General features: G+C 70.8%; 26 protein-coding genes. 6 read left to right on the forward strand and 20 right to left on the reverse strand.

The window, feature by feature from the left end:
* Nucleotides 1–19: 19 nt before the first annotated feature.
* The 5 genes from MHO01S_RS01625 to MHO01S_RS01645 form a co-directional block, all read right to left on the reverse strand.
* Nucleotides 20–301 carry an ATPase gene (locus MHO01S_RS01625; RefSeq protein WP_231735085.1) on the reverse strand — a complete coding sequence of 94 codons (282 nt, stop codon included), beginning with the start codon at nucleotides 299–301 and terminating at the stop codon, nucleotides 20–22.
* A gap of 123 nt (nucleotides 302–424) precedes the next feature.
* Nucleotides 425–1054 carry a 30S ribosomal protein S4 gene (gene rpsD / locus MHO01S_RS01630; protein WP_060959594.1) on the reverse strand — a complete coding sequence of 210 codons (630 nt, stop codon included), beginning with the start codon at nucleotides 1052–1054 and terminating at the stop codon, nucleotides 425–427.
* 153 nt (nucleotides 1055–1207) lie between these two features.
* Nucleotides 1208–1942, reverse strand: a complete 735-nt coding sequence (locus MHO01S_RS01635) for a DUF1361 domain-containing protein (RefSeq protein ID WP_060959593.1) — start codon at nucleotides 1940–1942, stop codon at nucleotides 1208–1210.
* A gap of 42 nt (nucleotides 1943–1984) precedes the next feature.
* The gene (locus MHO01S_RS01640) at nucleotides 1985–3535 is read right to left on the reverse strand and encodes a tetratricopeptide repeat protein (protein WP_061781753.1); all 1551 of its coding nucleotides are present in this window, start codon (nucleotides 3533–3535) and stop codon (nucleotides 1985–1987) included.
* Between the two features lie 29 nt (nucleotides 3536–3564).
* Nucleotides 3565–4857, reverse strand: coding sequence for a replication-associated recombination protein A (locus tag MHO01S_RS01645; protein WP_061781829.1), 1293 nt, complete (start codon nucleotides 4855–4857; stop codon nucleotides 3565–3567).
* A 192-nt stretch (nucleotides 4858–5049) separates the two neighbouring features.
* Between MHO01S_RS01645 and MHO01S_RS01650 the strand changes: the two genes are divergently transcribed.
* The 3 genes from MHO01S_RS01650 to MHO01S_RS01660 all read left to right on the forward strand — a co-directional run bounded on the left by MHO01S_RS01650 (nucleotide 5050) and on the right by MHO01S_RS01660 (nucleotide 7687).
* Nucleotides 5050–5343 carry a hypothetical protein gene (locus MHO01S_RS01650; RefSeq protein WP_060959592.1) on the forward strand — a complete coding sequence of 98 codons (294 nt, stop codon included), beginning with the start codon at nucleotides 5050–5052 and terminating at the stop codon, nucleotides 5341–5343.
* A 117-nt stretch (nucleotides 5344–5460) separates the two neighbouring features.
* A complete protein-coding gene (locus MHO01S_RS01655) occupies nucleotides 5461–6966 on the forward strand; it encodes a DUF349 domain-containing protein (protein ID WP_082808020.1) in 1506 nt (501 codons plus the stop codon).
* 148 nt (nucleotides 6967–7114) lie between these two features.
* On the forward strand, nucleotides 7115–7687 hold the full coding sequence (locus MHO01S_RS01660; protein WP_060959591.1) for a type IV toxin-antitoxin system AbiEi family antitoxin: 573 nt from the start codon (nucleotides 7115–7117) through the stop codon (nucleotides 7685–7687).
* Here the strand turns inward: MHO01S_RS01660 and MHO01S_RS01665 are convergent.
* The 12 genes from MHO01S_RS01665 to pdxS form a co-directional block, all read right to left on the reverse strand.
* Entirely contained in the window at nucleotides 7666–9945 is a 2280-nt protein-coding gene (locus tag MHO01S_RS01665) for a RelA/SpoT family protein (RefSeq protein WP_060959590.1), read from the reverse strand. The genes MHO01S_RS01660 and MHO01S_RS01665 overlap by 22 nt on opposite strands.
* A gap of 59 nt (nucleotides 9946–10004) precedes the next feature.
* Entirely contained in the window at nucleotides 10005–10994 is a 990-nt protein-coding gene (gene secF / locus MHO01S_RS01670; RefSeq protein WP_060959589.1) for a protein translocase subunit SecF, read from the reverse strand.
* Nucleotides 10994–12733, reverse strand: coding sequence for a protein translocase subunit SecD (secD, locus tag MHO01S_RS01675; RefSeq protein WP_060959588.1), 1740 nt, complete (start codon nucleotides 12731–12733; stop codon nucleotides 10994–10996). Before secD ends, secF begins: the two co-directional genes overlap by 1 nt.
* A gap of 38 nt (nucleotides 12734–12771) precedes the next feature.
* Nucleotides 12772–13212: a preprotein translocase subunit YajC gene (locus tag MHO01S_RS01680; RefSeq protein ID WP_060959587.1), complete on the reverse strand. Its 441-nt coding sequence runs from the start codon at nucleotides 13210–13212 to the stop codon at nucleotides 12772–12774.
* Nucleotides 13213–13275: 63 nt separating this feature from the next.
* On the reverse strand, nucleotides 13276–14307 hold the full coding sequence (gene ruvB, locus MHO01S_RS01685) for a Holliday junction branch migration DNA helicase RuvB (protein ID WP_060959599.1): 1032 nt from the start codon (nucleotides 14305–14307) through the stop codon (nucleotides 13276–13278).
* Nucleotides 14300–14923: a Holliday junction branch migration protein RuvA gene (gene ruvA, locus MHO01S_RS01690; RefSeq protein ID WP_061781754.1), complete on the reverse strand. Its 624-nt coding sequence runs from the start codon at nucleotides 14921–14923 to the stop codon at nucleotides 14300–14302. Before ruvA ends, ruvB begins: the two co-directional genes overlap by 8 nt.
* 58 nt (nucleotides 14924–14981) lie before the next feature.
* Entirely contained in the window at nucleotides 14982–15548 is a 567-nt protein-coding gene (gene ruvC / locus MHO01S_RS01695) for a crossover junction endodeoxyribonuclease RuvC (protein WP_060959585.1), read from the reverse strand.
* Between the two features lie 322 nt (nucleotides 15549–15870).
* Nucleotides 15871–16629 (reverse strand): YebC/PmpR family DNA-binding transcriptional regulator, encoded by a 759-nt coding sequence (locus MHO01S_RS01700; protein ID WP_060959584.1) that lies wholly within the window; start codon nucleotides 16627–16629, stop codon nucleotides 15871–15873.
* Between the two features lie 34 nt (nucleotides 16630–16663).
* Nucleotides 16664–17197, reverse strand: coding sequence for a DUF1697 domain-containing protein (locus MHO01S_RS01705; RefSeq protein WP_060959583.1), 534 nt, complete (start codon nucleotides 17195–17197; stop codon nucleotides 16664–16666).
* A 46-nt stretch (nucleotides 17198–17243) separates the two neighbouring features.
* Complete coding sequence (locus MHO01S_RS01710) at nucleotides 17244–18050, reverse strand: hypothetical protein (protein ID WP_060959582.1); 807 nt, start codon at nucleotides 18048–18050, stop codon at nucleotides 17244–17246.
* A 43-nt stretch (nucleotides 18051–18093) separates the two neighbouring features.
* Nucleotides 18094–18696: a pyridoxal 5'-phosphate synthase glutaminase subunit PdxT gene (pdxT, locus tag MHO01S_RS01715; RefSeq protein ID WP_060959581.1), complete on the reverse strand. Its 603-nt coding sequence runs from the start codon at nucleotides 18694–18696 to the stop codon at nucleotides 18094–18096.
* Nucleotides 18690–19580 (reverse strand): pyridoxal 5'-phosphate synthase lyase subunit PdxS, encoded by an 891-nt coding sequence (pdxS, locus tag MHO01S_RS01720; RefSeq protein WP_060959580.1) that lies wholly within the window; start codon nucleotides 19578–19580, stop codon nucleotides 18690–18692. Before pdxS ends, pdxT begins: the two co-directional genes overlap by 7 nt.
* An 83-nt stretch (nucleotides 19581–19663) precedes the next feature.
* Here pdxS and MHO01S_RS01725 point away from each other — a divergent pair, with 83 nt between their 5' ends.
* Together MHO01S_RS01725 and pdxY are read left to right on the forward strand one after the other, a co-directional pair.
* Nucleotides 19664–21022 (forward strand): aminotransferase class I/II-fold pyridoxal phosphate-dependent enzyme, encoded by a 1359-nt coding sequence (locus tag MHO01S_RS01725; protein WP_061781755.1) that lies wholly within the window; start codon nucleotides 19664–19666, stop codon nucleotides 21020–21022.
* A gap of 7 nt (nucleotides 21023–21029) precedes the next feature.
* Entirely contained in the window at nucleotides 21030–21881 is an 852-nt protein-coding gene (gene pdxY / locus MHO01S_RS01730) for a pyridoxal kinase PdxY (RefSeq protein ID WP_060959578.1), read from the forward strand.
* 191 nt (nucleotides 21882–22072) lie between these two features.
* Here the strand turns inward: pdxY and MHO01S_RS01735 are convergent, their stop codons facing one another.
* The 3 genes from MHO01S_RS01735 to thrS are packed head-to-tail and all read right to left on the reverse strand — an operon-like array spanning nucleotide 22073 to nucleotide 25182.
* Nucleotides 22073–22537, reverse strand: a complete 465-nt coding sequence (locus tag MHO01S_RS01735; protein WP_231735083.1) for an SMI1/KNR4 family protein — start codon at nucleotides 22535–22537, stop codon at nucleotides 22073–22075.
* 13 nt (nucleotides 22538–22550) lie between these two features.
* Nucleotides 22551–23150 (reverse strand): HIT family protein, encoded by a 600-nt coding sequence (locus MHO01S_RS01740; protein WP_060959577.1) that lies wholly within the window; start codon nucleotides 23148–23150, stop codon nucleotides 22551–22553.
* A gap of 13 nt (nucleotides 23151–23163) precedes the next feature.
* Complete coding sequence (thrS, locus tag MHO01S_RS01745) at nucleotides 23164–25182, reverse strand: threonine--tRNA ligase (protein WP_060959576.1); 2019 nt, start codon at nucleotides 25180–25182, stop codon at nucleotides 23164–23166.
* Between the two features lie 181 nt (nucleotides 25183–25363).
* On the opposite strand from thrS, the gene MHO01S_RS01750 reads away from it, so the two are divergent.
* On the forward strand, nucleotides 25364–26524 hold the full coding sequence (locus MHO01S_RS01750; protein WP_082734146.1) for an ArsB/NhaD family transporter: 1161 nt from the start codon (nucleotides 25364–25366) through the stop codon (nucleotides 26522–26524).
* Nucleotides 26525–26538 lie beyond the last annotated feature (14 nt).

Here is a 26538-nt window from a genome sequence, read left to right on the forward strand (position 1 = left end):
GGGGACGATGCGGGGTGGGTCAGTCGGCGTTCTTGACGGCGTCGGCCGCGGCGTCGACGGCGCTGGAGGCGGCATCCTTCGCGGCCTCCACGGCGTGGGCTGCGGCATCCTTGACGTTCTCGGCGATGCCGTCGATCTTCGCCTCCTGGGCGCGATAGGCCTCGCCGATGCGATCGGTGAACTCGGTGATGCGGGCATCGACCTCCGCGAGCACCTCGTGGCCGCGCGGATCCTTGTTCACCAGGTGGGCGGCGACGAAGCCCCCCGCGAGTCCGACGACGAACCACAGCACGCTCTTCATGGGTTCCATGTTAGGTGCACGGGTGATCCGGATGGGCGCGGGGACGACGAAGGGCGCCGGGGGAACCCCGACGCCCTTCGGGCGGCATCCGATCGCTGAGCGGATGCCGCGAGTCGAAACGGCTCAGCGCGCGGCGTAGTACTCGACGACGAGCTGCACGTCACCGGTCACGGGGACCTCGGCGCGCTTGGGGCGACGCACGAGACGCGCCTGGAGCTTGTCGAGCTCGACCTCGAGGTAGCCCGGAACGGGGGGCAGGACCTCGGCGTGGCCACCGAGCGCGGCGACCTGGAAGGGCTCCAGCGACTCGCTCTTCGGCTTGACGTGGATGAGCTGACCCGGCTTCACACGGAACGACGGGCGGTCGACGAGCTGGCCGTCCACGAGGATGTGGCGGTGCACGACGAGCTGACGGGCCTGCGCGGTGGTGCGGGCGAAGCCGGCACGCAGCACGAGGGCGTCGAGGCGCATCTCGAGCAGCTCGACCAGGTTCTCACCGGTCAGGCCGTCCTTGCGGCGGGCCTCGTTGAACGTGTTGCGCATCTGCTTCTCGCGGATGCCGTACTGCTCGCGCAGACGCTGCTTCTCGCGCAGACGGACGGCGAAGTCGCTGTCCTGCTTGCGCTTGGTGCGGCCGTGCTCGCCGGGGGCGTACGGGCGCTTCTCGAGGTACTTGGCTGCCTTGGGGGTCAGCGCGATGCCGAGGGCACGCGACAGACGCACCTTGCGGCGGTCCTGGGACTTCGTAGCCACGAAGTGTTCCTTTCGTTACGCGGACGCGACTGTCGCGCCTCGCGGACGTATCGCCTCTCCTCGCCCTGTCCGGACTGCACGCCGGGGCATGCCGGAAGGTCGGTCAAGAAGAGAGGGGATGCCCGAAAACCGGTTTCGAGCCCCTCAAGCCTATCAGAGCGCTCCCCCGCTGAGCGCGGACCAGCCCAGCGCGAACAGCGGCACGTACAGGAGCGCGATCAGCAGCGCGTGCGTCAGGACGAAACCGAAGGCCTCCAGCGCCTTCCCGCGCAGGCGGAGGTGCCCGGCGAGCTTGCGGATCATCGAGGTGGGATGGCGCACGTCCCAGCTGTTGAACCGCAGGTAGCGGCCGAGGTAGACCCCGACGGCGCCGAGCACGATCACGACCCCGGCGAACACCCAGCTCCCGCCGGGAATGCGCCGGTCCGCCGGATCGAGCAGCAGGACGACCATCGTCTGGACGACCGCCAGGCTGAGGACGGCGTTCGCGATGCCCGACAGCGTCAGCGCCAGCGTCTGGACGATGTCGTACCAAAGCGGGACGGGAGTCGCCCGCGCGCGGTGGCTGAAGTTCAGCTCCGTGATGAGGTAGACCGAGTTCGGGAAGAACAGCAGCCAGACGGCGGTCGCGATGACGAGGTAGACCCAGATCGCGACCGTGCCGCCGCCGTCGACCACCTGCGCCGCGCGGCCGAACACGGGTGTCAGCAGCAGGAAGCCGACCCCGAAGACGATCGCCAACAGCACCGGCAGGAAGGACAGGCCGATGTTCACGAGCATCGGCCGGTACAGCCGCACGGCGTACACGCGGGCTCGCAGCACGACGAGCACGGCGGCGTAGACGTTGAGCAGCGCGACCGCCAGGACACCGAGAAGCAGAGCCGACACCCCGCCAGCCTGGCACATCGCCCGCGCGCCGGGGCGCGCGGGTCAGCCGAGCAGGTCGAGGATGCCGACGGGGTAGACGGGCCGTGTCATGTCCCGCGCGGCGGCGGCGATGTCGTACCAGCCGACGCTCGTGTGGCTGTCGCGGACCGCGATCCGCCCGTCGACGGGGAGGGCGCTGAGCGTGCGCGAGCGCACCCGGAAGACGTGCACGATCTCGTGGCCGCGTCCGGCGGGGCCATCGAAGATGTTCTCGGTGACGCCGAGCGCCTCGACGTCGTCGAGCACGGCGTCGAGCTCCTCCGCGAACTCGCGGGCGAGTGCCACCGCGGCCGGCTCGCCGAAGGCGATTCCGCCGCCCGGCGCCCGGAGGAACTCGCCGTGCCGGTCGTTCGCGGGGTACGACTCCAGCAGCACGCGACCGTCGTGCACGACGAGCCCGACGGCGATGGCGCGGACGCGATCGGGTGCGCTCAGCTCTGCCGCATACGCGCGGACCGCGCGCTGATAGCGCGGCAGTCGCGGAGCGAGGGTGGTGAGGGCGGTGGTCAGCGCGCGCGCCGGCTTCTCGTCGGAGAACAGCGCGAGCGAGAGGAAGGCGCGGGCGGCGTCGATGAGGGGGTCGTCGTCGGCGACGCCCTGCAGGAGGGCGATGGCGGCCGAGGACTCGCCGACGTTTCGCAGGGAGCTGGCCAGCTGGATGACCGCGCGTGTGCGGTGCGGGGTCGCCAGTCCCCGTCCGAGGGCGTCGCGATAGAGCGGGATCGCCTCCCGCTCCTCTCCGAGGGAATCGTGCAGAGAGGCGCGTTCGTAGCTCGCGCGGGCGTCGTCCTGCCCGCGAGCGGCCAGGATCGCGGCCAGCTCGGCGCGGGCCCGCTCCGGTCGCTCGAGGTCGACGTGCTCCCAGAAGCGGTCGAGGTCGTCCTCCGCTGCCGCCGGATCCGCCGCCGTCGCCGTCGCCGTCGCCGTCGCCGCACCGACCGCGGCGCCGTCGCGCCCCGTGCACGCCGAGCCGACGACGCCCTGCAGGTCGCGGAGGGTCGGATCGTCGAGGTCGGATCGCAGGAAGACCTGCAGGCCCCGCACCGCCTCCCCCGCGTCGCTCAGGTCTCCCGACAACAGGTGGGCGATGAGGGCGTCGAGGGTGACGGTGAGGACGGTGCCCGTCTCGCCCGTCTCCCATCGCGGTTCGCCGACGCGGCGGCATCCGGCGGCGATCACGACGTGCTTGCGCCGCGTCGAGTTGGCGCCCGACCACTCCGAGCCGGCGTGGAACAGGGCCGCCGCGCGGTGGCCGGTCTCCTCCCGCAGCTCCCGCGCCGCTGCGGTGACCGGGTCCTCACCGGGATCGATGAGGCCGCCCGGAAGCTCCCGCACGGGCATGCGCGGGCCGACGCGGAACTGCTCGAACAGCAGCGCACGGCCCGCGTCCGTCACCGCGATCACCGCGACCGTGTCGCCCTGCACGAGGACGTCCCAGTCCGAGACGGAGCCGTCGGGAAGACGGTAGGTGTCACGGCGCACCGTGGTGTAGCCGTCGTAGACGGTCTCCTGGCCGAGGCGGACCCAGGGGGTTGCTGCGCTGTCGTCGTCCATCATCCGATCCTCGCACCGGGGCGGCCGCGTCAGTCGCCGAGGATCTTCCTGATCTTCTCGACGCGGGCCGCGATGTCGCGCTCGAGCCCGCGTCCCGTCGGCTCGTAGTAGTGACGGCCGCGGAGCTCGTCGGGCAGGTACTGCTGCGTCGCCACACCGACCTCGAGGTCGTGCGGATAGACGTACCCCTTGCCGTGGCCGAGGCGCTTGGCGCCCGGGTAGTGGGCATCGCGAAGGTGGGTGGGGACGCGGCCGAAGCCGCCCGCGCGGACGTCGGCGATCGCCTTGTCGATCGCCGTGTACGCGGCATTCGACTTCGCCGTCGTCGCGAGGTAGGCGGTCGCCTCCGCGAGCGGGATCCTGCCCTCGGGCATGCCGATGAACGCCACGGCGTCGGCGGCCGCGACGGCGATGACGAGCGCCTGAGGGTCGGCGAGCCCGATGTCCTCGGATGCCGAGATCACCAGGCGCCGCGCGATGAAGCGCGGGTCCTCACCGGCCTCGATCATGCGCGCGAGGTAGTGCATCGCGGCATCCACGTCGGATCCGCGGATGGACTTGATGAACGCGCTGATGACGTCGTAGTGCTCGTCGCCCTGCCGGTCGTAGCGCAGCAGGGCGCGATCGACGGCCTGGGCGACCTGAGCGGCGGTGACGGTCGGCGCCTCGACCTCGGACTCGTCTGCCGTCTCGTCGCCGTCGGCGACCATCGCGGCCGCCGCCTCCAGCGACGTCAGCGCCCGGCGGGCGTCGCCCGACGCGAGCTGGATGAGCGCCGTCCGCGCCTCCGCGTCGAGCCGGACGCGGCCGGCGAGCCCGCGCGCGTCGTCGACGGCGCGGTCCAGGAGCAGGCCCAGATCGTCGTCGGTCAGCGGCTGCAGCGTCAGCAGCAGTGAGCGCGACAGCAGCGGCGAGATGACCGAGAACGACGGGTTCTCGGTCGTGGCCGCGATGAGGATGACCCAGCCGTTCTCGACGCCGGGAAGCAGCGCGTCCTGCTGCGCCTTGGTGAATCGGTGGATCTCGTCGAGGAACAGGATCGTCGAGATCCCGTAGAGGTCGCGCTGGGTCATGGCCTCCTGCATGACCTCGCGCACGTCCTTCACGCCCGCTGTCACCGCCGACAGCTCGACGAAGCGGCGCCCCGAGGTGCGCGCGATGGCCTGTGCGAGCGTGGTCTTGCCCGTGCCCGGCGGTCCCCAGAGGATCACCGAGACGGCGGTCTTGGCCGCGCCGGACGGATCCGCGAGCGCGACCAGCGGCGACCCCGGGCGCAGCAGGTGCGCCTGCCCGGCGACCTCGTCGAGCGACGTGGGGCGCATCCGGACGGCCAACGGGGTCTGACCCTGGAAGAGAGCGGATGCCGATGCCACGCACCCAGGCTATCCGCGCCCCTCGACGCCGGGGGCGCCGACGGGGACGCGACGGCGCCGTTTGTGGGCGGGAACGGACGACACGTAGTCTTCGCGTAGTGTTTGTGCGCCCCCGGATCGCGGGGAACGAGGGAGGTCCGGGTGGCTGCGGCGACAGGGAAGAAACAATCGCGCGTCGAGAAGGAGCGGGCGCGGGCCTACCGTGCGCGCCAGGAGTTCCATGAGGGCCTGATCGCGCGTCGCCGTCGCGACAACCTCATCGCCGGAGTCGCCGGCGGTCTGCTGATCCTCGCGGTCGTCGGCGGCCAGGTCGCCTACTACACGACGGGACCGGGCGCCCCGACGCCGGTTCCCACCGACACCGGCACCCCCGCGCCGACCTCGATCGAGCTGCCCGGGTCGTCGCAGATCCCGACGCCGACCCCCACTCCCTGACGCGTCCGGCCTCGGGTCCGGCGGGTGCGTGCGCCCACCACGGACGACGGGGTCGCGCATATAGGCTGTAAGCCGACCGAACCCCCATGCGGCGTGCGCCGCGACGAGGTGCTATCCGTGACTGACGTCTCCCCTTCCCAGCCCGACCACGAGCCCGCAGAGCAGGCCGCCGTCGAGGAACCCGTGCTCGCCGACGACGGCGTGGACGCCGACGCTCCGACCGCGCCCGCGCCCGTCGACGAGGCGCCCTCCGACGAGGCGCCGGTGGAGTCGGCTCCCGTCGAAGAACCCGCCGCCGACCCTGCGCCCGCCGCGGCTCCCGTGCCGACGCCGCGAGCCGTTCCCGTGCCGCGCCCGCCGGCGCGTCGGGCGGCCGTCGCACCCCTGCCGTCGGCGGTGCCCGACACGTTCGGCCGCGTCGACGACGACGGCACCGTCTCGGTGCGCGAGGGCGATGAGTGGCGCGTCGTGGGCCAGTACCCGGACGGCACGCCCGCGGAGGCGCTGGCCTACTTCGAGCGCAAGTACGTCGACCTCGCCGGCGAGGTCACCCTGCTCGAGGTGCGCCACCGCAACGGCGGCGCCTCGGCATCCGATCTGCGGGCCACCCTCGCGACCGTTCGCGAGCGTGTGACCGGCGCGGCCGCGGTGGGCGACCTCGCGGCGCTGGAAGAGCGCCTCTCCGCCCTGGATGCCGCGCTCAGCGAGGCGTCCGCGGAGGAGGCCCAGGCCCAGCGCGAAGCGGTGGATGCCGCGATCGCCGAGCGGACCGCTCTCGTCGAGCGCATCGAGGCCATCGCCGCCCGCGATCCGAAGTCGATCCAGTGGAAGCAGACGACCGCCGAGGTGGGCGAGCTCTTCGCGCAGTGGCAGGCGCACCAGGCCACCGGGCCGCGCCTTCCCAAGAGCACGGGCCAGCAGCTGTGGAAGCGATTCCGCGACGCGCGTGCGGTTCTCGACAAGCACCGTCGTGAGTTCTACGCCGGCATGGACGAGCAGCACCGCTCCGCGCGCGACGCCAAGGCGCGGCTCGTCGAGCGGGCCGAGGCCCTCGCCAGCAAGGGCGAGGACGGCATCGGCGCGTACCGCACGCTGCTGGACGAGTGGAAGAGCGCGGGCCGCGCGGGCAAGAAGGCGGACGACGCCCTGTGGGCCCGCTTCAAGGCGGCCGGCGACGCCCTCTACGCCGCGCGCAGCGACCGCGAGCAGGCCGACGCCGAAGCCTCGCGCGAGAAGATCGACGCCAAGCGCGAGCTGCTCGCCGAGGCGGCCGCGGTTCCGCAGGAGAAGGACCTGGTGAAGGCCCGCACGCTCCTGACGGGCATCCAGCGCCGCTGGGACGAGATCGGACGCGTGTTCCCCCGCGAGGCCGAGCGGGGCCTCGACGACGACCTCCGCAAGATCGAGCAGGGCCTCAAGGCGCGCGAGGACGCCGACTGGAAGTCGAACAACCCCGAGACGAAGGCGCGTCAGAACGACATGACGCAGCAGCTGCGCGACGCGATCGCGGGTCTCGAGGCCGATCTCGAGAAGGCGAAGGCGTCCAAGAACGCCGGGGCCATCGCCAAGGCCACCGAAGCGCTCGAGGCGCGCAAGGGCTGGCTCAAGGCGCTCGGCGGCTGACATCCGGAGCCGGCGGTCTCTCCGCCGGCTCCCCTGCCCCTGCTCCCCGCCTCTGCGGCTTCCTCCCCGGCGGGGGCGTCGCTCGCGATTGTCCACAGTTCGGTGCCTGTCGTGCCTGCGCGCACGCCGGGGGCGTGAGACTGCCGTCATGCCCTGGCCGTTCCTCTACTTCCCCGGCGACCGTCTGTCACGAACCGAGCTGTCGGCCGCGCGTCTCGACGGTCATGTCGTCGAGGTCGGCGAGGCGTACATGCCCGCCGACGCCGTCGAGACCCGGGAACTTCGCGCCGGATCGGCGCGGCCGTGGCTGTCGGCCGCGCTGGCGTTGACGCACGAGTCGGCGGCCTGGGTGCACGGCGCCCTCGCCGAGCCCCCGGTGCGCCAGCGGGTGCAGCGCGTAACGGCGCGCCGCATCCCGTCGGTGCTCGACGTGCGGCTCGTGTACCGCGATGTCGCGCTCCGGCCGGAGGACGTCGAGGTCATCTCGGGCGTCGCGGTGACCACACCGGAGAAGACCCTCGGCGACCTGGTCCGCGATCTCTGCGGCGGCATCGCCACGCAGGGCGCCGTCGACGCCCTCGTGGCGTGGCGCCCCGGCATCGCCCGGTCGACGGCGGATGCGGTGGCAGAGGGGCCGCCACTGCATCACAAGCGCGCGGCGATCGTCTACCTCCGCGCGCGGGCGCAGGAGGTCCGGGCTCAGGAGGAGGTGACGCGGTAGACGTCGTAGACGGCGTCGATGCGGCGCACCGCGTTCAGCACGCGATCCAGGTGCACGATGTCGCCCATCTCGAAGACGTACCGGCTCAGCGCCAGGCGATCGTTCGTGGTCTGCACGGAGGCGGACAGGATGTTCACGTGGTGCTCGCTGAGAACACGCGTGATGTCGCTCAGCAGCCCGGAACGGTCGAGGGCCTCGACCTGGATGTGCACGAGGAAGACGCTCTTGGTCGTCGGGGCCCACGAGACGTCGATCATCCGGTCGGGGTCGTCCTTGAGCGAGCGCACGTTCGTGCAGTCCGCGCGATGCACCGACACGCCGCTGCCGCGCGTGACGAACCCGACGATCTGGTCTCCGGGGACGGGCGTGCAGCATTTCGCGAGCTTGACGAGGATGTCGGGCGCCCCGCGCACCAGCACGCCGGAGTCTCCCCCGCGCGGAGCCTTCGAGCGCCCGATGTGCGGGATCTCGATCGGCCCGGTGGAGGTGTCCTCCTGCGAGCTGACGAGCGCCGTGACCTTCTCGAGCACCGACTGGGTGGACACGTGTCCTTCGCCGACGGCGGCGTAGAGCGCGGTGACGTCCTCGTAGCGGAGCTGATGGGCGACCTCGGTGAACGAGTCCTGGTTCATCAGCCGCTGCAGCGGCAGGTTCTGCCGTCGCATCGCGCGGGCGATGGCGTCCTTGCCCTGCTCGACGGCTTCCTCTCGGCGTTCCTTCGTGAACCACCCGCGGATCTTGTTGCGGGCCCGGGTGCTCTTGACGAACCCCAGCCAGTCCTGGCTCGGGCCGGCATCCGGGTTCTTCGAGGTGAACACCTCGACGACGTCACCCGAGTGCAGTTCGGACTCGAGGGGAACGAGGCGCCCGTTGACCTTGGCGCCCATCGTCCGATGGCCGACCTCGGTGTGCACGGCATACGCGAAGTCGACCGGCGTGCCGCCGGCGGGAAGACCGATCACGCGTCCCTTGGGCGTGAAGACGTAGACCTCTTTCGCCCCGATCTCGAAGCGCAGCGAGTCGAGGAACTCGCCCGGATCGGCCGTCTCGGCCTGCCAGTCGGAGATGTGGGCGATCCACGCCATGTCGGTGTCGACCGACTTGGCCTCGGACTTGCCGCCGGCCATCCGCTCCTTGTACTTCCAATGCGCCGCCACCCCGTACTCGGCCTGCTGGTGCATCTCGTTGGTGCGGATCTGGATCTCGACGGTGCGTCCGCCGGGACCGATCACCGTCGTGTGCAGCGACTGGTAGAGGTTGAACTTCGGGGTCGCGATGTAGTCCTTGAACCGGCCGGGGATCGGTGTCCACCGCGCGTGGATCGAGCCCAGCACCGCGTAGCAGTCGCGCACGGTGTTCACGAGCACGCGGATGCCGATGAGGTCGTAGATGTCGTCGAACTCGCGGCCGCGCACCACCATCTTCTGGTAGACGGAGTACAGCTGCTTGGGCCGCCCCATCACGCGACCGCGGATGCGCAGATCGCGGAGGTCCGCCTCGACCGCCTCGATCACCTTGTGCATGTACTCCTCGCGCTGCGGCGTGCGCTGCTTCACGAGGCTGTCGATCTCGGCGTAGAGCTTCGGGTGCAGCACGGCGAACGAGAGGTCTTCGAGCTCGCTCTTGACGGCCTGGATGCCGAGGCGATGCGCCAGCGGGGCGTAGATCTCGAGCGTCTCGGTCGCCTTCTTCGCCGCCTTCTCCGGCGGGACGAAGCCCCAGGTCCGTGCGTTGTGCAGGCGGTCGGCGAGCTTGATGATCAGCACCCGGATGTCCTTGGACATCGCGACGATCATCTTGCGGACGGTCTCGGCCTGCGCGGCATCCCCGTACTTGACCTTGTCGAGCTTGGTGACGCCGTCGACGAGCATCGCGACCTCGTCGCCGAACTCCGCGGCCAGCTCGTCGAGGCGGTAGTCGGTGTCTTCGACGGTGTCGTGCAGGAGGGCCGCGGCAATCGCGCGGGGACCGAGGCCCAGGTCGGCGAGGATCTGCGCGACCGCGAGCGGATGCGTGATGTAGGGCTCGCCGCTCTGACGCTTCTGCGCCGCGTGCGCCCGGGCGGCCACCTCGTAGGCGCGCTCGATGATGGCGACATCGCCCTTGGGGTGGTGCGTGCGCACCGTGCGGATCAGCTGCTCGAGGCCGTTCCGCGACGGCGCGCGGGAGAAGATGCGCGGCACGAGGCGGCGCAGGGAGGAGCTGGGCGGTGGCGCGACGTTTCCGGCACTGTTGGACGTGGGAACCGTCTCGGCCATCCGCTCACCTCCGCCTTGAATGATCCGTCAATCCTACGCCCGGGCCCACGGCGCCGCGTTCACGCCTCGACGCGTGCGCGTTCGCGTGCCGCGAGCACCCGGGTGTCGCGCGCCTTCAGCTCCGTCTCGTTCTCGCGCAGCAGCGAGTACAGGGGGGCGGCGACGAAGAGCGTCGAGTAGGCCGCGACGATCGTTCCGACGAAGATCGACAGCGAGATGTCGGTCAGCGTCTGCGCACCCAGCCAGAGCGCACCGATGAACAGGATCGCGCCGGTGGGCAGGGCCGCGACGACGGTCGTGTTGATCGAGCGGATCAGCGTCTGGTTGACGGCCAGGTTGACCGATTCGCCGAACGTCCGCCCCGACTTCTCGCCGTCCTCGCGCGTGTTCTCCCGCACCTTGTCGAAGACGACGGTGGTGTCGTACAGCGAGTAGGACAGGATCGTCAGGAAGCCGATGACGGCGGCCGGCGAGATCTCGAACCCGAACAGCGCGTAGACGCCGACCGTGATCACGAGGACGTCGACGAGGCCGATGATGGCCGCGACGGACATCTTCCACGTCCGGAAGTAGATCGCGAGGATGACGAAGGTCAGCGCGAGGAAGATCGCGAGACCCCACAGCGACTGGCGCGTGACGTCCTGACCCCAGCTGGGTCCGATGAACGACGAGCTGACGTCCGACTCCTGCACGCCGAACTCCTGCGCGAGCGCGGTCGTGACGGCCTGTGTCTGGGTGTTGGTCATCTGGTCGGTCTGGATGCGGAGCGCGTCCGAGCCGATCGTCGTGACCTTGGTGGTCGCCCCCGGGACGACGGACTGCACGGCGGCGGTCGCGGCGGTCTGGTCGGGGCTCGCGACCTGGTTGACGGTGAACTGCGATCCGCCGGTGAACTCGATCGAGAACTGGATGGGGCGGAACAGCGGGACGAGGGCCGCGCCGATGACCAGCACCGCGGCGATGATGAACCACAGGCGACGGCGTCCCACGAAGGGGAAGGAGGTCTTGCCGGTGTAGAGGTCGTTTCCGAACTCGTTCATGGAGCGCATCAGTCGTCTCCCTCCGTCGTCGAGCTCGGTCTGGTTCCGTTCTTGGCCGCCAGTTCCGCCTGCTTGCGTTCGGCGATCGTCTGTCGGCGCTCCGCCTCTCCGCGCGAGCGTGCGGCGCGCCGGGCTGCGGCACCCTTCGCGCCCTCCGACACCGGCGCACGGAACTGCGCGCGGCCCCGGTAGACGGCGCCGAGTGCTTCGGGGTCCAGGCCCGACAGGGGGTGACCCCCGCCGAAGAAGCGCGTGCGCGCCAGCAGCTGGAGCACGGGGTGCGTGAAGAGGATGAAGATCAGGATGTCGATCAGCGTCGTGAGGCCGAGGGTGAACGCGAAGCCCTTCACCGTCGCATCGGCGAGGATGTAGAGCACGACGGCGGCGAGGATGTTGATCGACTTCGAGATGTAGATCGTGCGCTTGGCGCGACCCCACCCGTCCTCGACGGCGCCCGTGATCGACTTGCCGTCGCGCAGCTCGTCGCGGATGCGCTCGAAGTACACGATGAAGGAGTCCGCCGTGAACCCGATCGTGACGATCAGGCCCGCGACACCGGCGAGCGACAGGCGGAAGCCCATCCGCCACGCGAGGATGCACAGGGTGATGTAGGTCAGCACGCCCATCACGCCGAGCGACGCGATGATCACGAAGCCGAGGGCGCGGTAGACGATCAGCGAGTACAGGGCGACGAGAGCGAGTCCGATCAGACCCGCGATGAGGCCGATCTGCAGCTGCTGCGAGCCGAGCGTCGCGGAGATCGCGTTGTCGCTGACGATGCCGAAGCTGAGCGGCAGGGCGCCGTACTTGAGCTGATCCGCGAGCGTCTTGGCGCTCTCCTGGTTGAACGAGCCGCTGATCTGCGGCTTGCCGTCGAGGATGACGCCGTTCATCGACGGAGCGGAGATGACCGCGCCGTCGAGCACGAAGGCGAACTGGTTCTGCGGGCTCTTGCCGGCCTGCGTGAACGCGTAGAGGCGCTGGCTCACCTCGCCGAAGGTCTTGGTGCCCTGCTCGTCGAACACGATGTTGACGACCCACTGGCCGTTCTGCGTGTTCATGCCGCTGGTCGCGTCGGTGATCGCCGATCCGTCGAGCTCGACGGGACCGAGGAGGTACTTCGCGGTGCCGGTGGGGTCACAGGCGATCAGCGGCTCACCGGCGGGGCTGTTGGCGGGGTCGTTGTCGGCGGCGGCGCAGTCGTACGCCAGGAACTTCGCCTGCAGCGCGGGGGTGATCCAGTTCAGATCGCTCCCGTCGGTGGGCGACGCCGTCGGCGTCGAGGCCAGGCCCGGGTCGGGCGTGGGATACGGCGTGGAGTTGCCGTCTTCGCCGACGTAGGACGTGCTCGCGGCGGTCGTGGCCAGCACCGCGCGCAGCTGCATCTGCGCCGAGGACTCGATGCGCTTGCGCGTCTCCTCATCGGCCTGGCCGGGGATCTGCACGACGATCTGGTTGCCGGCCTGGGTCGTGATGTCGGCCTCGCCCACGCCGGACGCGTCGACGCGCTGGCGGATGATCGCGGCGGCCTGGTTCATCTGGTCGGTCGACGGCGTCGCACCGTCGGGCGTCTTCGCCTCGAGGATGATCTGCGTGCCGCCCTGCAGGTCGAGGGCGAGCTCGGGCGTCCAGGAGCTCTTACCGAAGACGTAGACGCCGAGCGCGTTCACGCCGAACAGCAGGGCTGTGATGACGAGGAGACCGGTCAGTGCGCGCCAGGCACGGCGCACCGGGGTGGGTGTGGCCACGGAGGGTCAGCTTTCTTCGGGAGCGATGCGCGTCTGGATCAGGCCTGGGGCTTCGCGTCGCCCGCGTCGGAGGCCTCGGTCGAGGTCTCGACCTTGCTCGCGGCGCGGTCGTCGCTCACCGAGGTGATCTCGCCGTCGGCGACATCCGCGGCGTACTCGGCCTGGTCGGACTCCGCCTCGATGAACTCGTCCTCGGTGACGGTCCCCTCCTCTTCGTCCACGACGCGCAGGATGGCCTGGCTGTGGACCTCGACCTCCATGCCGGGGGCGAGCTCGACGAACGCGGGCTTGGACAGGTCTTCCCCGTCGTACGCCACGAGCGTGCCGTAGAGGCCGCCCTGGAGGAGCACCTTGACGCCGGGGACCATCGCGCGGGCCTTGGCCTCCTGCTCCGCCTTCATGCGGGTGGCACGACGCCGCGAGCTCCAGAACATGAAGCCGAGCAGCGCCGCCATCGCGACGAGCAGAATCCAATCCATGCGGACACACCTTTCGGGAGCGCGCCGATCGACGCGAAGAAGGCGGCAGAAAGCCTTCAGTGATTATAGGTCATCGAATCTCAGCGCCTCGCCGGGCTGTGCGACGCGTAGATGCGCGTAGGCCTCGGGCGTCGCGACGCGCCCACGCGGTGTGCGCCCCAGGAAGCCGATGCGCACGAGGTAGGGCTCGACGACCGACTCGATCGTCTCCGCCTCCTCTCCCACCGTGACCGCGAGGGTGCTCAGGCCGACCGGACCCCCGCGGAAACGGCGGACCACGGCATCCAGCACCGCGCGATCGAGCCGGTCGAGGCCGATCGCGTCGACGTCGTACAGCTCCAGCGCCGCGGCCACGTGCGCGTCGGATGCGGTCCGGTCCGGCGTGCCGTGCACGATCACGTAGTCGCGCACGCGGCGCAGCAGTCGGTTCGCGATGCGGGGTGTGCCGCGGGAGCGGCGGGCGATCTCCGCACGTGCCGACCGCGGCAGATCGACGCCGAGGACGGCGGCCGATCGCGAGACGACCTGCTCGAGCTCGTTCGGCTCGTAGTACTCCAGGTGCGCCGTGAACCCGAACCGGTCGCGCAGGGGGTTGGGCAGAAGGCCCGATCGCGTCGTCGCGCCCACGAGCGTGAACGGCGCGAGGTCCAGCGGGATGCTGGTGGCGCCGGCGCCCTTGCCGACCATGATGTCGATGCGGAAGTCCTCCATCGCCAGGTACAGCATCTCTTCCGCGGAGCGCGCCATCCGGTGGATCTCGTCGATGAAGAGCACCTCCCCCGGCACCAGGCTCGACAGCAGCGCGGCCAGGTCGCCGGCGTGCTGGATCGCCGGTCCGCTCGACAGGCGCAGCGGTCGGCTGCTCTCGTGGGCGACGATCATCGCGAGGGTCGTCTTGCCGAGCCCGGGCGGGCCGGACAGGAGGATGTGATCCGGAGGACGCTGCTGGATGCGCGCGGCATCGAGCAGCAGCTGGAGCTGTCCGCGCACCTTCTGCTGGCCGACGAACTCGGCGAGCGACCCCGGTCGCAGCGCCCCCTCGACCGCGAGCTCGGTCTCGTCCTCGGCGAGGCTCGGATCGCGCGGGTCAGACACCGGCACGCTCCGGACGGGCCGGCCCCAGCTGCGCCAGCGCGAGCTTGAGCAGCGAGGGCACGGATCGACGATCGGCGTCGCCCGCGGCATCCACCACGATCGCGACGGCCTCGACGCTGGTGCGCTCGTTCCAGCCCAGTGCGGTGAGGGCGGCGACCACCTGGCCGGCGATGTCGTTGCCCGCGGATGCCGCGGGCGTCGCCGTCGCGCCGACCCCCGCCGGCAGCTTGCCGGCGAGCTGCACCACGATGAGCTTCGCGGTCTTGGGGCCGATGCCCGACACGCGGCGGAAGGGAGCGTCGTCCTCGGCGGCCACGGCGTCGGCGATCTGCGCCACGCTCAGGGAGGACAGCACGCCCAGAGCCGACTTCGGACCCACGCCGGACACGCTGAGCAGATGCTGGAACACCGTCAGCTCCTGCCGCTCGGCGAAGCCGAAGAGGGAGAGCGCATCCTCGCGGACGATGAGCGCGGTGTGCAGCATCGCGTCGTCGCCGATGTGGAGGGCGCGGGCGACCTGGGCGGGCACGGCGACGCTGAAGCCGACGCCGCCGACCTCGAGGATCGCCGACTCCGAGTCGAGGTGCAGCACGCGGCCGCGCAGCGAGGAGATCATGCCACCACCCTAGACACCGGTTCGCAGATTTGTTCGATCGACACGCGCCCCGGCCGCCTCAGCGTCGGCTCGCGCGTTCGGCCTCCGCCCATGCGCGCTGGGCGGGCGTGAGGGTTTCGCCCGTGCCGCCCGCGACCGGCGTCCCCCGCCGCCATCCGTGGCAGAGGGCGATCGCGAGCGCATCGGCGGCATCGGCGGGCTGGGGCAGTGCGTCGAGGCGCAGCACGCGGGCCACCATGGTCTGCACCTGGAGCTTGTCGGCCGAGCCGTAGCCGGTGATGGCCGCCTTCACCTCCGAGGGCGTGTGCGTCGCGGCGGGAAGTCCGTGCTCGGCCGCGAGCAGCAGCGCGATGCCGCTGGCCTGCGCCGTGCCCATGACCGTGCTGCGGTTCTGCTGCGCGAACACGCGCTCCACGGCGACGACGTCGGGTCGGTGCGCCGCGAGCACCTCGCGCAGCCCCGCCGCGATGAGCGCGAGCCGCTCCGACACCGGCAGATCCGCGCCCGAGCGCACCACCCCGACGTGGACGAGGGTCGCGGACCGGTCGGCCCGCACGTCGACCACGCCGACGCCGCAGCGGGTCAGGCCGGGGTCGATGCCGAGGATGCGGAGAGCGGATGCCACTCCCCCACGCTAAGCGCCGATGGCTGCGGACGGCGTTTCGACTCGCGGCTTCGCCGCTCGCTCAACGACCGGTTCTCCCGCTCCCCCCGGTCGTTGAGCGAGCGGAGCGAATCGCCCCCCGGTCGTTGAGCGAGCCGCCCCCCGGTCGTTGAGCGAGCGGAGCGAGTCGAAACGCGGTCGTTGAGCGAGCCGCCGCCCCCGGTCGTTGAGCGAGCGCAGCGAATAGCCCCCCGGTCGTTGAGCGAGCGCAGCGAGTCGAAACGCGGTCGTTGAGCGAGCCGCCCCCCGGTCGTTGAGCGAGCGGAGCGAGTCGAAACGCGGTCTACTCGTCGTTCTCGAGCTCGGCCTGCACCTCGGCGCTGAGGTCGAAGTTGCTGAAGACGTTCTGCACGTCGTCGCTGTCCTCGAGGGCGTCGATCAGGCGGAAGATCTTGCGCGCGGTCTCCGCGTCGATCTCGACCTTGAGGTTCGGCACGAACTCCACGTCGGCCGACTCGTACTCGATGCCGGCATCCGTCAGCGCGGAGCGCACCGCCACGAGGTCGGAGGCCTCGGTGATGACCTCGAAGCCCTGAGCGTGCGGCTCGATCTCCTCGGCGCCGGCCTCGAGGGCCGCGAGCATCACGTCGTCCTCGCTCGTGCCCTCCTCGGAGACCACGATGACGCCCTTGCGGGTGAAGTTGTAGGCGACCGAGCCGGGGTCGGCGAGCGTGCCGCCGTTGCGGCTGAGCGCGGTGCGCACCTCCGCGGCGGCGCGGTTCTTGTTGTCGGTCAGACACTCGATCATCAGCGCGACGCCGTTCGGGCCGTAGCCCTCGTACATGATCGAGGAGTACTCGACCGACTCGCCGCCGATGCCGGCGCCGCGCTTGATCGCGCGGTCGATGTTGTCCTTCGGAACGGACGTCTTCTTGGCTTTCAGGACCGCATCGAAGAGGGTCGGGTTGCCCTGGAGGTCCGGGCCGCCGAGCTTGGCGGCGACTTCGATGTTCTTGATGAGCTTCGCCCACGACTTGGCGCGGCGGGAGTCGATGACCGCCTTCTTGTGCTTGGTCGTGGCCCATTTGGAGTGTCCGGACATGATCTCCAGTTTACTCAGGCGACACCGCTGCTTCTCAGCGCAGGATCTTGACGAGTGTGCGCAGGTTGCGCGTCGTGGTCGTGGGCTTGTACTCGGACCGGCCGAGCAGCCTGCCGAACGGCGTGTCCAGCGTGCGTCCCTTCTCGGGGCTCCAGTAGACGACGCCGAATCCGGGCTGTGTGGGGTCTTCTGCAGGGTCGAGGGATGCCGCGGCATCCACCAGCGCGTCGCGCACCGCCAGTTCGCTGCAGAAGACGACGTAGGGCTGTCGGGTCTCGTCGTCGGCGTCGAACGGGTACGTGGTCGTCGCGGCTTCCAGCTCGTCGAGCGTGATGAGCACGATCCACGCGTCGTAGTCGAACTGCTCCAGCAGAGCCGCCTCGATCCGCGCCTTGAGGTCGGCCCGTCCCGTGACGTCCACGTCGGTCGAGAAGCGGGCGTTGCCGCTGGCGAGCACCGTCTTCACGTCGTCGAATCCGAGCCGGCGCAGCAGCGCGGCCAGGTCCGCGCTGCGGATCGTGATGCCGTTGACGTTCACGCCGCGAAGCAGCGCCACCCAGGTCGTCATGCCGCCACGTTAGCCCGCCGCACCGACACCACACGCTCGAGGACGGTCAGTGGGGCGGGCGCAGGTCGCTGAGCGCGGTCGTTCCGCGGCAGCCGAGCTCGCCCGGCTGCAGGTACACGCGCGGCGCGTACACCCGCTCGGTCACGCCATCCACGCGGCGCACGAGCACGCATCTGCTCTCGGTGCCCATCGAGGCTCCGAGCGCGCCGTCGGCGGTCCGCACGACCTCGAGCGGGGCGAGGTGCTCGTAGGGGCCGGTGGGCGGGGTGAGTCGGGCCAGGATCGCGCTCTCCAGCTCGCTCGTCGAGGCCGTCGCAGAAGCGTCGCCGACCACCGCGAGGATCGCGTCGGCCGCCTCCTCGGGGACCACGAACACCGGAGAGGTGTCGGGTGGCGCCGTCACGGCCGCCGCTCCGTCGGGGCAGTCGATCGTGCGGACCGGGCTGGGAGCGCCCCACGGCCGCTCGTGAGCGACGGCGCCGTACCTCGTGAAGTCGACGGCGTAGCACGACGTGCTCGACACGGTGTCGGCGGACCACATATCGGTGCTGCGTGCGGTCATCTCGACGCGGAAGGACAGCGTGCCGAGCGGGTCGATCGGCTCCTGCGCGGTCTGCGGCGTGATGCCGATGAGGGTGATCGTGCTCCGGTCGCCGGTGGCCTCCGTGGCCAGCCGCGCCCATCCGTCGATGTCGGATGCCTGCCGGGGTGAGATCTCCCCGACGAGCCACGCGACCGCGTCGCGCGCGGCCGCGTCCGCCGGGTTCTCGGGGGCCGCGCATCCCGCGAGGAGGACGACCGAGGCCGCACCCGCCACCGCGCTTCCGATCATCCGCGATGCGCGTCGTGCCATGGTGCGATCCTACGCAGCCGCCTCTGCGGGTCGCAGCATCCGCTCAGCGCGCGCGGGCGGCGACGAGGTCGAGCAACAGTGCGTGGAAGCGCGTCTCCCCCGACATCTCGGGATGGAAGGCGGTGCCGAGCAGTGCCCCCTGGCGCACGGCGACGACCGCCCCGTCCGGCAGGGAGGCCAGCACCTCGACGTCGGGTCCGGTCTCCACCACCCGCGGTGCGCGGATGAAGGTGGCCGAGACCGGCTCATCGAATCCCGCGACCGCGAGCTCCGTCTCGAAGGAGTCGACCTGCGACCCGAACGCGTTGCGCTGCACGGTGACGTCGAGTCCGCCGAAGGTCTCCTGTCCACGGATGCCGTCGGTGATGCGATCCGCCAGCAGGATGAGCCCCGCGCACGTGCCGTACACCGGCATCCCCTCCGCGATCGCGGCGCGGATCGGCTGCTGCAGGCCGAAGGTGCGCGCCAGCTTGTCGATCACGCTGGACTCGCCGCCCGGGATGACCAGACCGGAGACGGCGGCCAGCTCGGCCGGCCGGCGCACCGCGACCACCTCCGCTCCCAGCGTCTCGAGGCTCCGGACGTGCTCGCGGACGTCTCCCTGGAGGGCGAGGACGCCGACTCGCGGCATCCCCGTCGTCACCATCCGCGCTCGGCGAGGCGGTGCGGCGCCGGGAGGTCGGAGACGTTGATGCCGACCATCGCCTCGCCCAGGCCCCGGGACACGTCGGCGATGACGGCCGCGTCGTCGAAGAAGGTGGTCGCCTTCACGATCGCGGCGGCCCGGGCGGCCGGGTTACCGCTCTTGAAGATGCCCGAGCCGACGAACACGCCGTCGGCGCCCAGCTGCATCATCATCGCGGCATCCGCGGGTGTGGCGACGCCGCCGGCGACGAACAGGACCACAGGGAGCGTCCCGGTCTCCGCGATCTCGGCGACCAGATCGTAGGGGGCCTGCAGCTCCTTGGCGGCGACGTAGAGCTCGTCGCGCGACAGCGCCCCGAGCGCGGCGATCTCGCCGCGGATCTTGCGGATGTGCTTCATCGCCTCGGAGACGTCGCCGGTGCCGGCTTCGCCCTTGGAGCGGATCATCGCCGCACCCTCGGTGATGCGCCGGAGGGCCTCGCCGAGGTTGGTGGCGCCGCAGACGAAGGGGACGGAGAAGTCCCACTTGTCGATGTGGTTGACGTAGTCGGCGGGAGAGAGCACCTCGGACTCGTCGATGTAGTCGACGCCGAGCTCCTGGAGAACCTGCGCCTCCACGAAGTGGCCGATGCGGGCCTTCGCCATGACCGGGATCGAGACCGCCTCGATGATGCCGTCGATCATGTCGGGGTCGCTCATCCGCGACACGCCGCCCTGGGCGCGGATGTCGGCGGGCACGCGCTCGAGTGCCATGACAGCGACGGCCCCGGCATCCTCGGCGATCTTCGCCTGATCGGGGGTGACGACGTCCATGATGACGCCGCCCTTGAGCATCTCGGCGAGTCCCCGCTTGACGCGGGACGATCCGGTGACGGGAGTGGACACGGCGGGCTCCTTCGGGAGGGTTCGGATGCCGGATATTGGCCTAGGCCAAAACGTAGCATGATCTGTCACATAGACTTCACGGTGTGACCAGCCCCCGCGGATCGACCACCGAGGTCCGCATCGTCGGCGCCACCGCCACCGAGATCGCCGACAGCGTCCGTCAGCACGTCGAGCGCGGCGTCCTCTCCCCCGGTGCGCCGCTGCCACCGGTGCGAGCGCTCGCCGATGAGCTCGGCGTCAACCGCAACACCGTGGTGGCCGCCTACCGCCTCCTCACCCAGGCGGGCCTGCTCGAAGCGCGCGGCCGCGCCGGCACGCGCGTCGCGGAACGCACCCCGGTCGCGCAGGAGGGCTTCGCGCGGGGCACCGTGCTCCGCGACCTCGCGGCGGGCAACCCCGACCCCGCGCTGATCCCCGACCTCCGCCCGGCTCTCGGGCGCATCGCCGGCCGGCCGGTGCTGTACGGAGAGCCCGTCATCGACCGCGATCTCGCCGCCTGGGCCGAGGCGTGGATGCGCGACGCCGTCGGTGACGACCGCGCCCTGCGCCTGACGATCACCGGCGGCGCCTCCGATGCGATCGAGCGCCTGCTCGCACAGACGCTCACCCGCGACGACGCCGTCGCCCTCGAAGACCCCTGCTTCCTCGCGAGCCTGAACACCGTCCGCCTCGGTGGCTACCGCCCGGTCGCGGTTCCGGTCGACGACGAGGGCATGACCGTCGACGGCCTCCGCGCCGCGCTGGATGCCGGGGTGCGCGCCGTGCTGCTCACGCCGCGCGCCCAGAACCCGACCGGCGCCAGCCTGACGGCCGAGCGCGCCGCGGCCCTCCGCGCCCTGCTCGCGGACCACCCGTACGTGCTCGTGATCGAGGACGACCACTTCTCGCTGCTGTCCTCGCGGCCGTTCCACTCGGTGATCGCTCCCGGCCATCATCGCTGGGCGCTCATCCGCTCCGTCTCGAAGTTCCTGGGCCCCGACATGTGCCTCGCGGTCGTCGCCTCCGACCCCGACACCGCCGATCGGCTCGCGGAGCGTCTGAACCCGGGCGCCACGTGGGTCAGTCATCTGCTGCAGCGGCTTGCTCTGGAGCAGCTCACCGACGCGGAGGCCGTCGCCGCGGTGGCCGCGGCATCCGCCCACTACGCGGCGCGCAACGCCGCCGCCGCGGCGGCGCTGACCGGGCACGGCGTGCCGGTGTCGGCCGGTGACGGGCTGAGCCTCTGGGTGCCGCTGCCGGTGCCGGCACGCGCGGCATCCGAGCAGCTCATGCGCCGCGGCTGGCTGGCGCGTCCGGGCGACGAGTTCGTGCTCGAGAACGCCCACGCCGCCCGCCATCTGCGCCTCACGGTGCACGACCTGTCCGACGCCGATCTCGCGCGTCTGGCCACCGACCTGGCCGCGGCGATCCCCGCCGCAGCCGCGACTTCGAAAGCAGGATGATCGCCCGATGAAGATCCTCTCCATCCAGTCCGCCGTCGCGTACGGACACGTCGGCAACTCGGCCGCCGTGTTCCCCTTGCAGCGCATCGGCGTCGAGGTGCTGCCGGTGTACACGGTGAACTTCTCCAATCACACCGGCTACGGAGCCTGGCGCGGACCGCTCATCTCGCCCGACGACGTCCGCGACGTCATCACCGGGATCGAGGAGCGGGGCGTCCTCGGGGAGATCGACGTCGTGCTCAGCGGCTACCAGGGCGGGGAGGGCATCGCCGACGTCATCCTCGACGCGGTCGCGCGCGTGAAGTCCGCGAACCCGGAGGCGATCTACGCGTGCGATCCGGTGATGGGCAATGCGAAGAGCGGATGCTTCGTCGCCCCCGCCATCCCGATCCTGCTGCGCGAGCGCGTCGTGCCGGCGGCCGACATCATCACGCCCAACCAGTTCGAGCTCGGCTTCCTCACGCAGACCGAGCCGGGCGACCTCGCCTCGACCCTCGCGTCGGCCGACGCCGCGCGCGCGATGGGTCCGCGCACCGTGCTCGTGACCTCGGTCGAGCGCCCCGACGCGCCGGAGGGCACGATCGAGATGCTCGCCGTGACCGACGACGGCGCGTGGATCGTGCAGACGCCGCGCATCCCGATGAAGGCGAACGGGTCGGGCGATGTCACGGCGGCGCTGTTCACGGCCCACTACCGGGCGAGCGGTGATGCCGCGGATGCCCTCGCGAAGACCGTGTCGAGCGTGTACGACCTGCTGCAGACGACGTTCGACGCCGGTGCGCGCGAGCTCCAGCTCGTGGAGGCGCAGGAGTTCTACGCCCACCCGCGGCTGCAGTTCCCCGTCACGCAGGTGCGCTGAGGTTCGGCGTTTCGACTCGGCGCTGCGCGCCTCGCTCAACGACCGGGACTCCCCCCGCTCCCGGTCGTTGAGCGAGCGCAGCGAGTCGAGACGCGCCTCGCCCGCGTTCCCGGTCGTTGAGCGAGCGAAACGCGCCTCGCCGCGTTCCCGGTCGTTGAGCGAGCGCAGCGAGTCGAAACGCCCCCACCCCGTCAGAACAGGTCGTACGGCCAGCGTGCGCTGAGCTCGGGCGAGATCGCCTCCAGTGCGGCGCGGGTGCGCTCCACAGCGGTGTCGCTCGTCTCGTCAGCCGCCTCGAACGACGCGAGCACGTGCCCCACCATCAGCCACTCCGTGATCGAGAGGTGCATCGGCGCGAAGCGCGACACGGCCCTCTCGCCGTCGACGTGATCGAATAACCAGACGTCGCCGCGCGGCCCGAGCCACCATTCGTCGCCCTGGCCGTTGTCCCCGACGATCACCCATCCCGCGGCGACCTCGAGGTCCACCCAGTACAGCGGATCCTGCCGCTCCCGCGTCTCGGTGACGGCGCGGGCGACATCGAACGCGGTGATGTCGCCGCTGAGCTCGACAGTGGATGCCGGCAGCGCCCGGAGCCGGCTCTCGTCGACGGCCAGGGGCTCGGCGCCGTCGTCAGGCCCTCCGACGCTCACCACGACGGCACTGTCCTCACGCGTGCGGCCAAGCTGAGGCGACGGCTTCGCGCACCTCGCCGAGCAACTGGGGCAGGGCCTTCGTGCGCGCGATGATCGGGAAGAAGTTCGCATCGGACGCCCACCGCGGCACGATGTGCTGGTGCAGGTGCTCGTCGACACCGGCACCCGCGACGGCACCCTGGTTCATCCCGATGTTGAAGCCGTCGCAGCGCGAGACCTCGCGCAGCACCCGCATGCCCACCTGGGTGAGCGCGCCGATCTCGGCGACCTCCTCCGCCGTCGCCTGGTCGTACGTCGCGATGTGGCGGTACGGGCACACGAGCATGTGGCCGGAGTTGTAGGGGAACAGGTTCAGCAGCACGTACGACGTGACGCCCCGGTGCACGATGAGGCCGTCGGCATCCGACTTCTGCGGCGCCGCGCAGAACGGGCACCCCGATCCGCGGAGGGCGTCGGCGCCCGTGTTGATGTAGGCCATGCGGTGCGGCGTCCAGAGCCGCTGGAAGCCGTCGGGGACGCCGGCGAAGGCGCTCGCCTGCTCGAGAGAGGCGTCTGCGTTTCGACTCGCCTCCGGCTCGCTCGACGACCGGGGGGTCGCCTCCGGCTCGCTCAACGACCGGACCCTCTCATACGAGGTCCTCCGCGGTGTTCACGAGCAGCTTGCCCGAGATCGCGGCGACGATCTTGTCGATCGCCTCGTCGACGGGGATGCCGTTGGTCTGCGACCCGTCGCGGAAGCGGAACGAGACCGTGCCGGCGGAGCGGTCCTGCTCCCCCGCGATCAGCTGCAGCGGCACCTTCTGGGTGGTGTGCGTGCGGATCTTCTTCGGCATCCGGCCGTCGGAGTGATCCACCTCGGCGCGTACGCCGGCGGCCCGCAGGCGCGCGACGATCTCGTCGAGGTACGGCGCGAAGTCGTCCGCGACGGGGATGCCGACGACCTGCACCGGTGCGAGCCACACGGGGAACGCGCCGGCGTAGTGCTCCAGGAGGATCGCGAAGAACCGCTCGACCGAGCCGAAGAGCGCGCGGTGGATCATCACCGGGCGGTGCTTCTCGCCGTCGGGTCCGGTGTACTCGAGCTCGAAGCGCTCGGGCTGGTTGAAGTCGAGCTGGATGGTCGACATCTGCCAGGTGCGGCCGATCGCATCGCGCGCCTGCACGGAGATCTTCGGTCCGTAGAACGCGGCGCCGCCCGGGTCGGGCACGAGCTCGAGCCCGGATGCCTCGGCCACCTCGCGCAGGGTCTCGGTCGCTTCGGTCCAGAGCTCGTCGGCCCCGATGAACTTCGGGTTGCCGTCTTCCTTCGTCGACAGCTCCAGGTAGAAGTCGTTGAGACCGTAGTCGCGGAGCGTCTGGAGCACGAAGTCGAGGCTGTGGGTGAGCTCGCCCTTAACCTGGTCGGCCGTCACGTAGATGTGGGTGTCGTCCTGGGTCATGCCCCGCACGCGCGTGAGGCCGGAGAGGGTGCCGCTCTTCTCGTAGCGGTACACCGACCCGAACTCGCTCAGCCGCAGCGGCAGCTCGCGGTACGAGCGGCCGCGCGAGCGGAAGATCAGGTTGTGGAACGGGCAGTTCATGGGCTTCAGGTAGTACTCCTGGCCCTCGCGGCTGACGTGGCCGTCGGCATCCACGACCTCGTCGAGCACCATGGGCGGGTACATGCCGTCGGCGTACCACTGCAGGTGTCCGCTGGTCATGAACAGGTCGCCCTTGGTGATGTGCGGGGTGTTGACGACCTCGTAGCCGCTCGCGAGCAGACGCTCGCGCATGTAGCGCTCGATCTCGTAGCGGATGATGCCGCCCTTGGGATGGAACACGCTGAGGCCGGGGCCGATCTCGTCGGGGAACGAGAAGAGGTCGAGCTCCTTGCCGAGCTTGCGGTGGTCGCGCTTGGCCGCCTCTTCCAGACGCTGCTGGTAGGCGCGCAGCTCGTCCTTCGTGGGCCACGCGGTGCCGTAGATGCGCTGCAGCTGCGGGTTCTTCTCGCTGCCGCGCCAGTACGCACCGGCCACGCGGGTGAGATCCCAGCCGTTGGACACGTAGCGGGTACCGGGAACGTGCGGACCGCGGCACAGGTCGCGCCAGGCCACCTCGCCGTCGCGGTTCACGTTCTCGTAGACCGTGAGCTCGCCGGCGCCGATCTCGGCCGACGCGCCCTCGGCTGCGTCAGCACCAGAGCCCGGACCGCCGGCGAGCGAGATGAGCTCGAGCTTGAACGGCTCGTCGGCCATCAGCTCGCGCGCCTCGGCCTCGTCGACCACGCGGCGCACGAACCGCTGGTTCTCGCGGACGATGCGCTCCATCTCCTTCTTGATGGCCTTGAGGTCGTCGGGAGTGAAGGGGTCGACGTTGCCGAAGTCGAAGTAGAAGCCGTCGGCGATGGGCGGGCCGATGCCGAGGTTGGACTGCGGCTTGATGCGCTGCACGGCCTGAGCCATGACGTGCGCGGTCGAGTGGCGCAGGATCGACAGGCCGTCGGGGCTATCGACGAGGACCGGCTCGACCTCGTCGGCGGCCGTGACGACCGTCGCGAGGTCTTTGAGGTCGCCGTTGACGCGCAGAGCGACGACGGAGCGGTCGGGGAACAGGGTGAAGCCGTCGGCGGGGTAGGTCACGGCCGCCGCGGGTGAGACGTCAGTCAAGGAAGGTCTCCAGAAGATGGATCGGATGGGATGCTCAGCTTCGGGCGCCGCGCGCCCTGCCCGCTCAGGCCCAGATCGTTCGTGCACCGGGCGTTCGGGTGCCGGTCGCGAAGGCGCTGATCCGGCTCTGTTCCATGTGTGCAGTCTATCGCCGCACCGGACCGCTCGATGAGGGTCCATGATGGATGCCGTGATGCTTGCCGTGGTCGGAGCGGTGCTGCTGCTCCTGGGCGGCGCCGCCGTCGTGTTCGGGGTGCTGCCACCGGAGGCCGCCCTCGAGATCGGCGATCGGGTCTGGCCGATCCTGCTCTTCGTCGTGGCCGTCACGGTCGTGGCCGAGCTCGCGGCGCAGGCCGGTGTCTTCGACGCCGCCGCGGCCCGGCTGGCGCGCCTGTCACGGGGGCGCGTGATCGTCCTGTGGCTGATGGTCGTCGCGTTCGCGGCGGTGGTGACCGCCTTCCTGTCGCTCGACACCACCGCGGTGCTGTTGACGCCCGTGGTCGTCGCGGTGGCGCGCGCGAACGGGCTGTCGCCGATGCCGTTCGCGTTCGCGACGGTGTGGCTGGCGAACACGGCGTCGCTGTTCCTGCCCGTGTCGAACCTCACCAACCTCCTCGCCGCGCACCGACTGGGCGATCTCGACGCCCTCGGTTTCCTCGTGCTGCTCGGCCCGTCGGCGGTCATCGCCACCGTCGTCACGGTCGTGCTCCTGTGGCTGACGAATCGCCGCGACCTGCGCGGTCGGTTCACCCCCGCGCGGCCGCCGCGCGTCGCCGATCCGGCCCTGCTGCGCATCTCCGCCGTGGTGCTCGTCGTCATGATGCCGCTGCTGGTCATCGGCATCCCGCCGTGGATGCCGGCGCTCGGCGCCGCCGTCGTGCTGTCGGTCGTCTTCGCTTGGCGCTCGCCGCGTGTGCTGCGGTGGGCTCTGGTGCCGTGGCAGCTGGTCGTGTTCGCCTCGGGGCTCTTCCTGGCGGTCGGTGCCGCCGAGGCGCTCGGGTCGGGGGCGCTGCTGGCTGCGGCGACCGGAACGGGTGAGGATCTCGTCTCGCTGTGGCAGGTCGCCGGCGTCGGGCTCCTGGGTGCGAACGTCGTCAACAATCTGCCGGCGTACCTCGCGCTCGAGTCGGCGGCGGGCTCTCCCGTGCGTCTGGCGGCTCTGCTGATCGGCGTGAACGCGGGACCGCTCATCACGCCCTGGGCATCGCTGGCGACGCTGCTGTGGCACGAACGGCTGCACGCCGTGGGCGTCGATGTGCCGTGGAAGCGCTACATCCTGCTGGGGCTCGTCGTCGCCCCGGTCACGGTGGCGCTGGCCGTCCTCCCGCTCGCGCTGCGCTGAGTCCGGCGCGGGAG

It is taken from the genome of Microbacterium hominis NBRC 15708, from assembly GCF_001592125.1.
Classification (GTDB): Bacteria; Actinomycetota; Actinomycetes; order Actinomycetales; family Microbacteriaceae; genus Microbacterium; species Microbacterium hominis.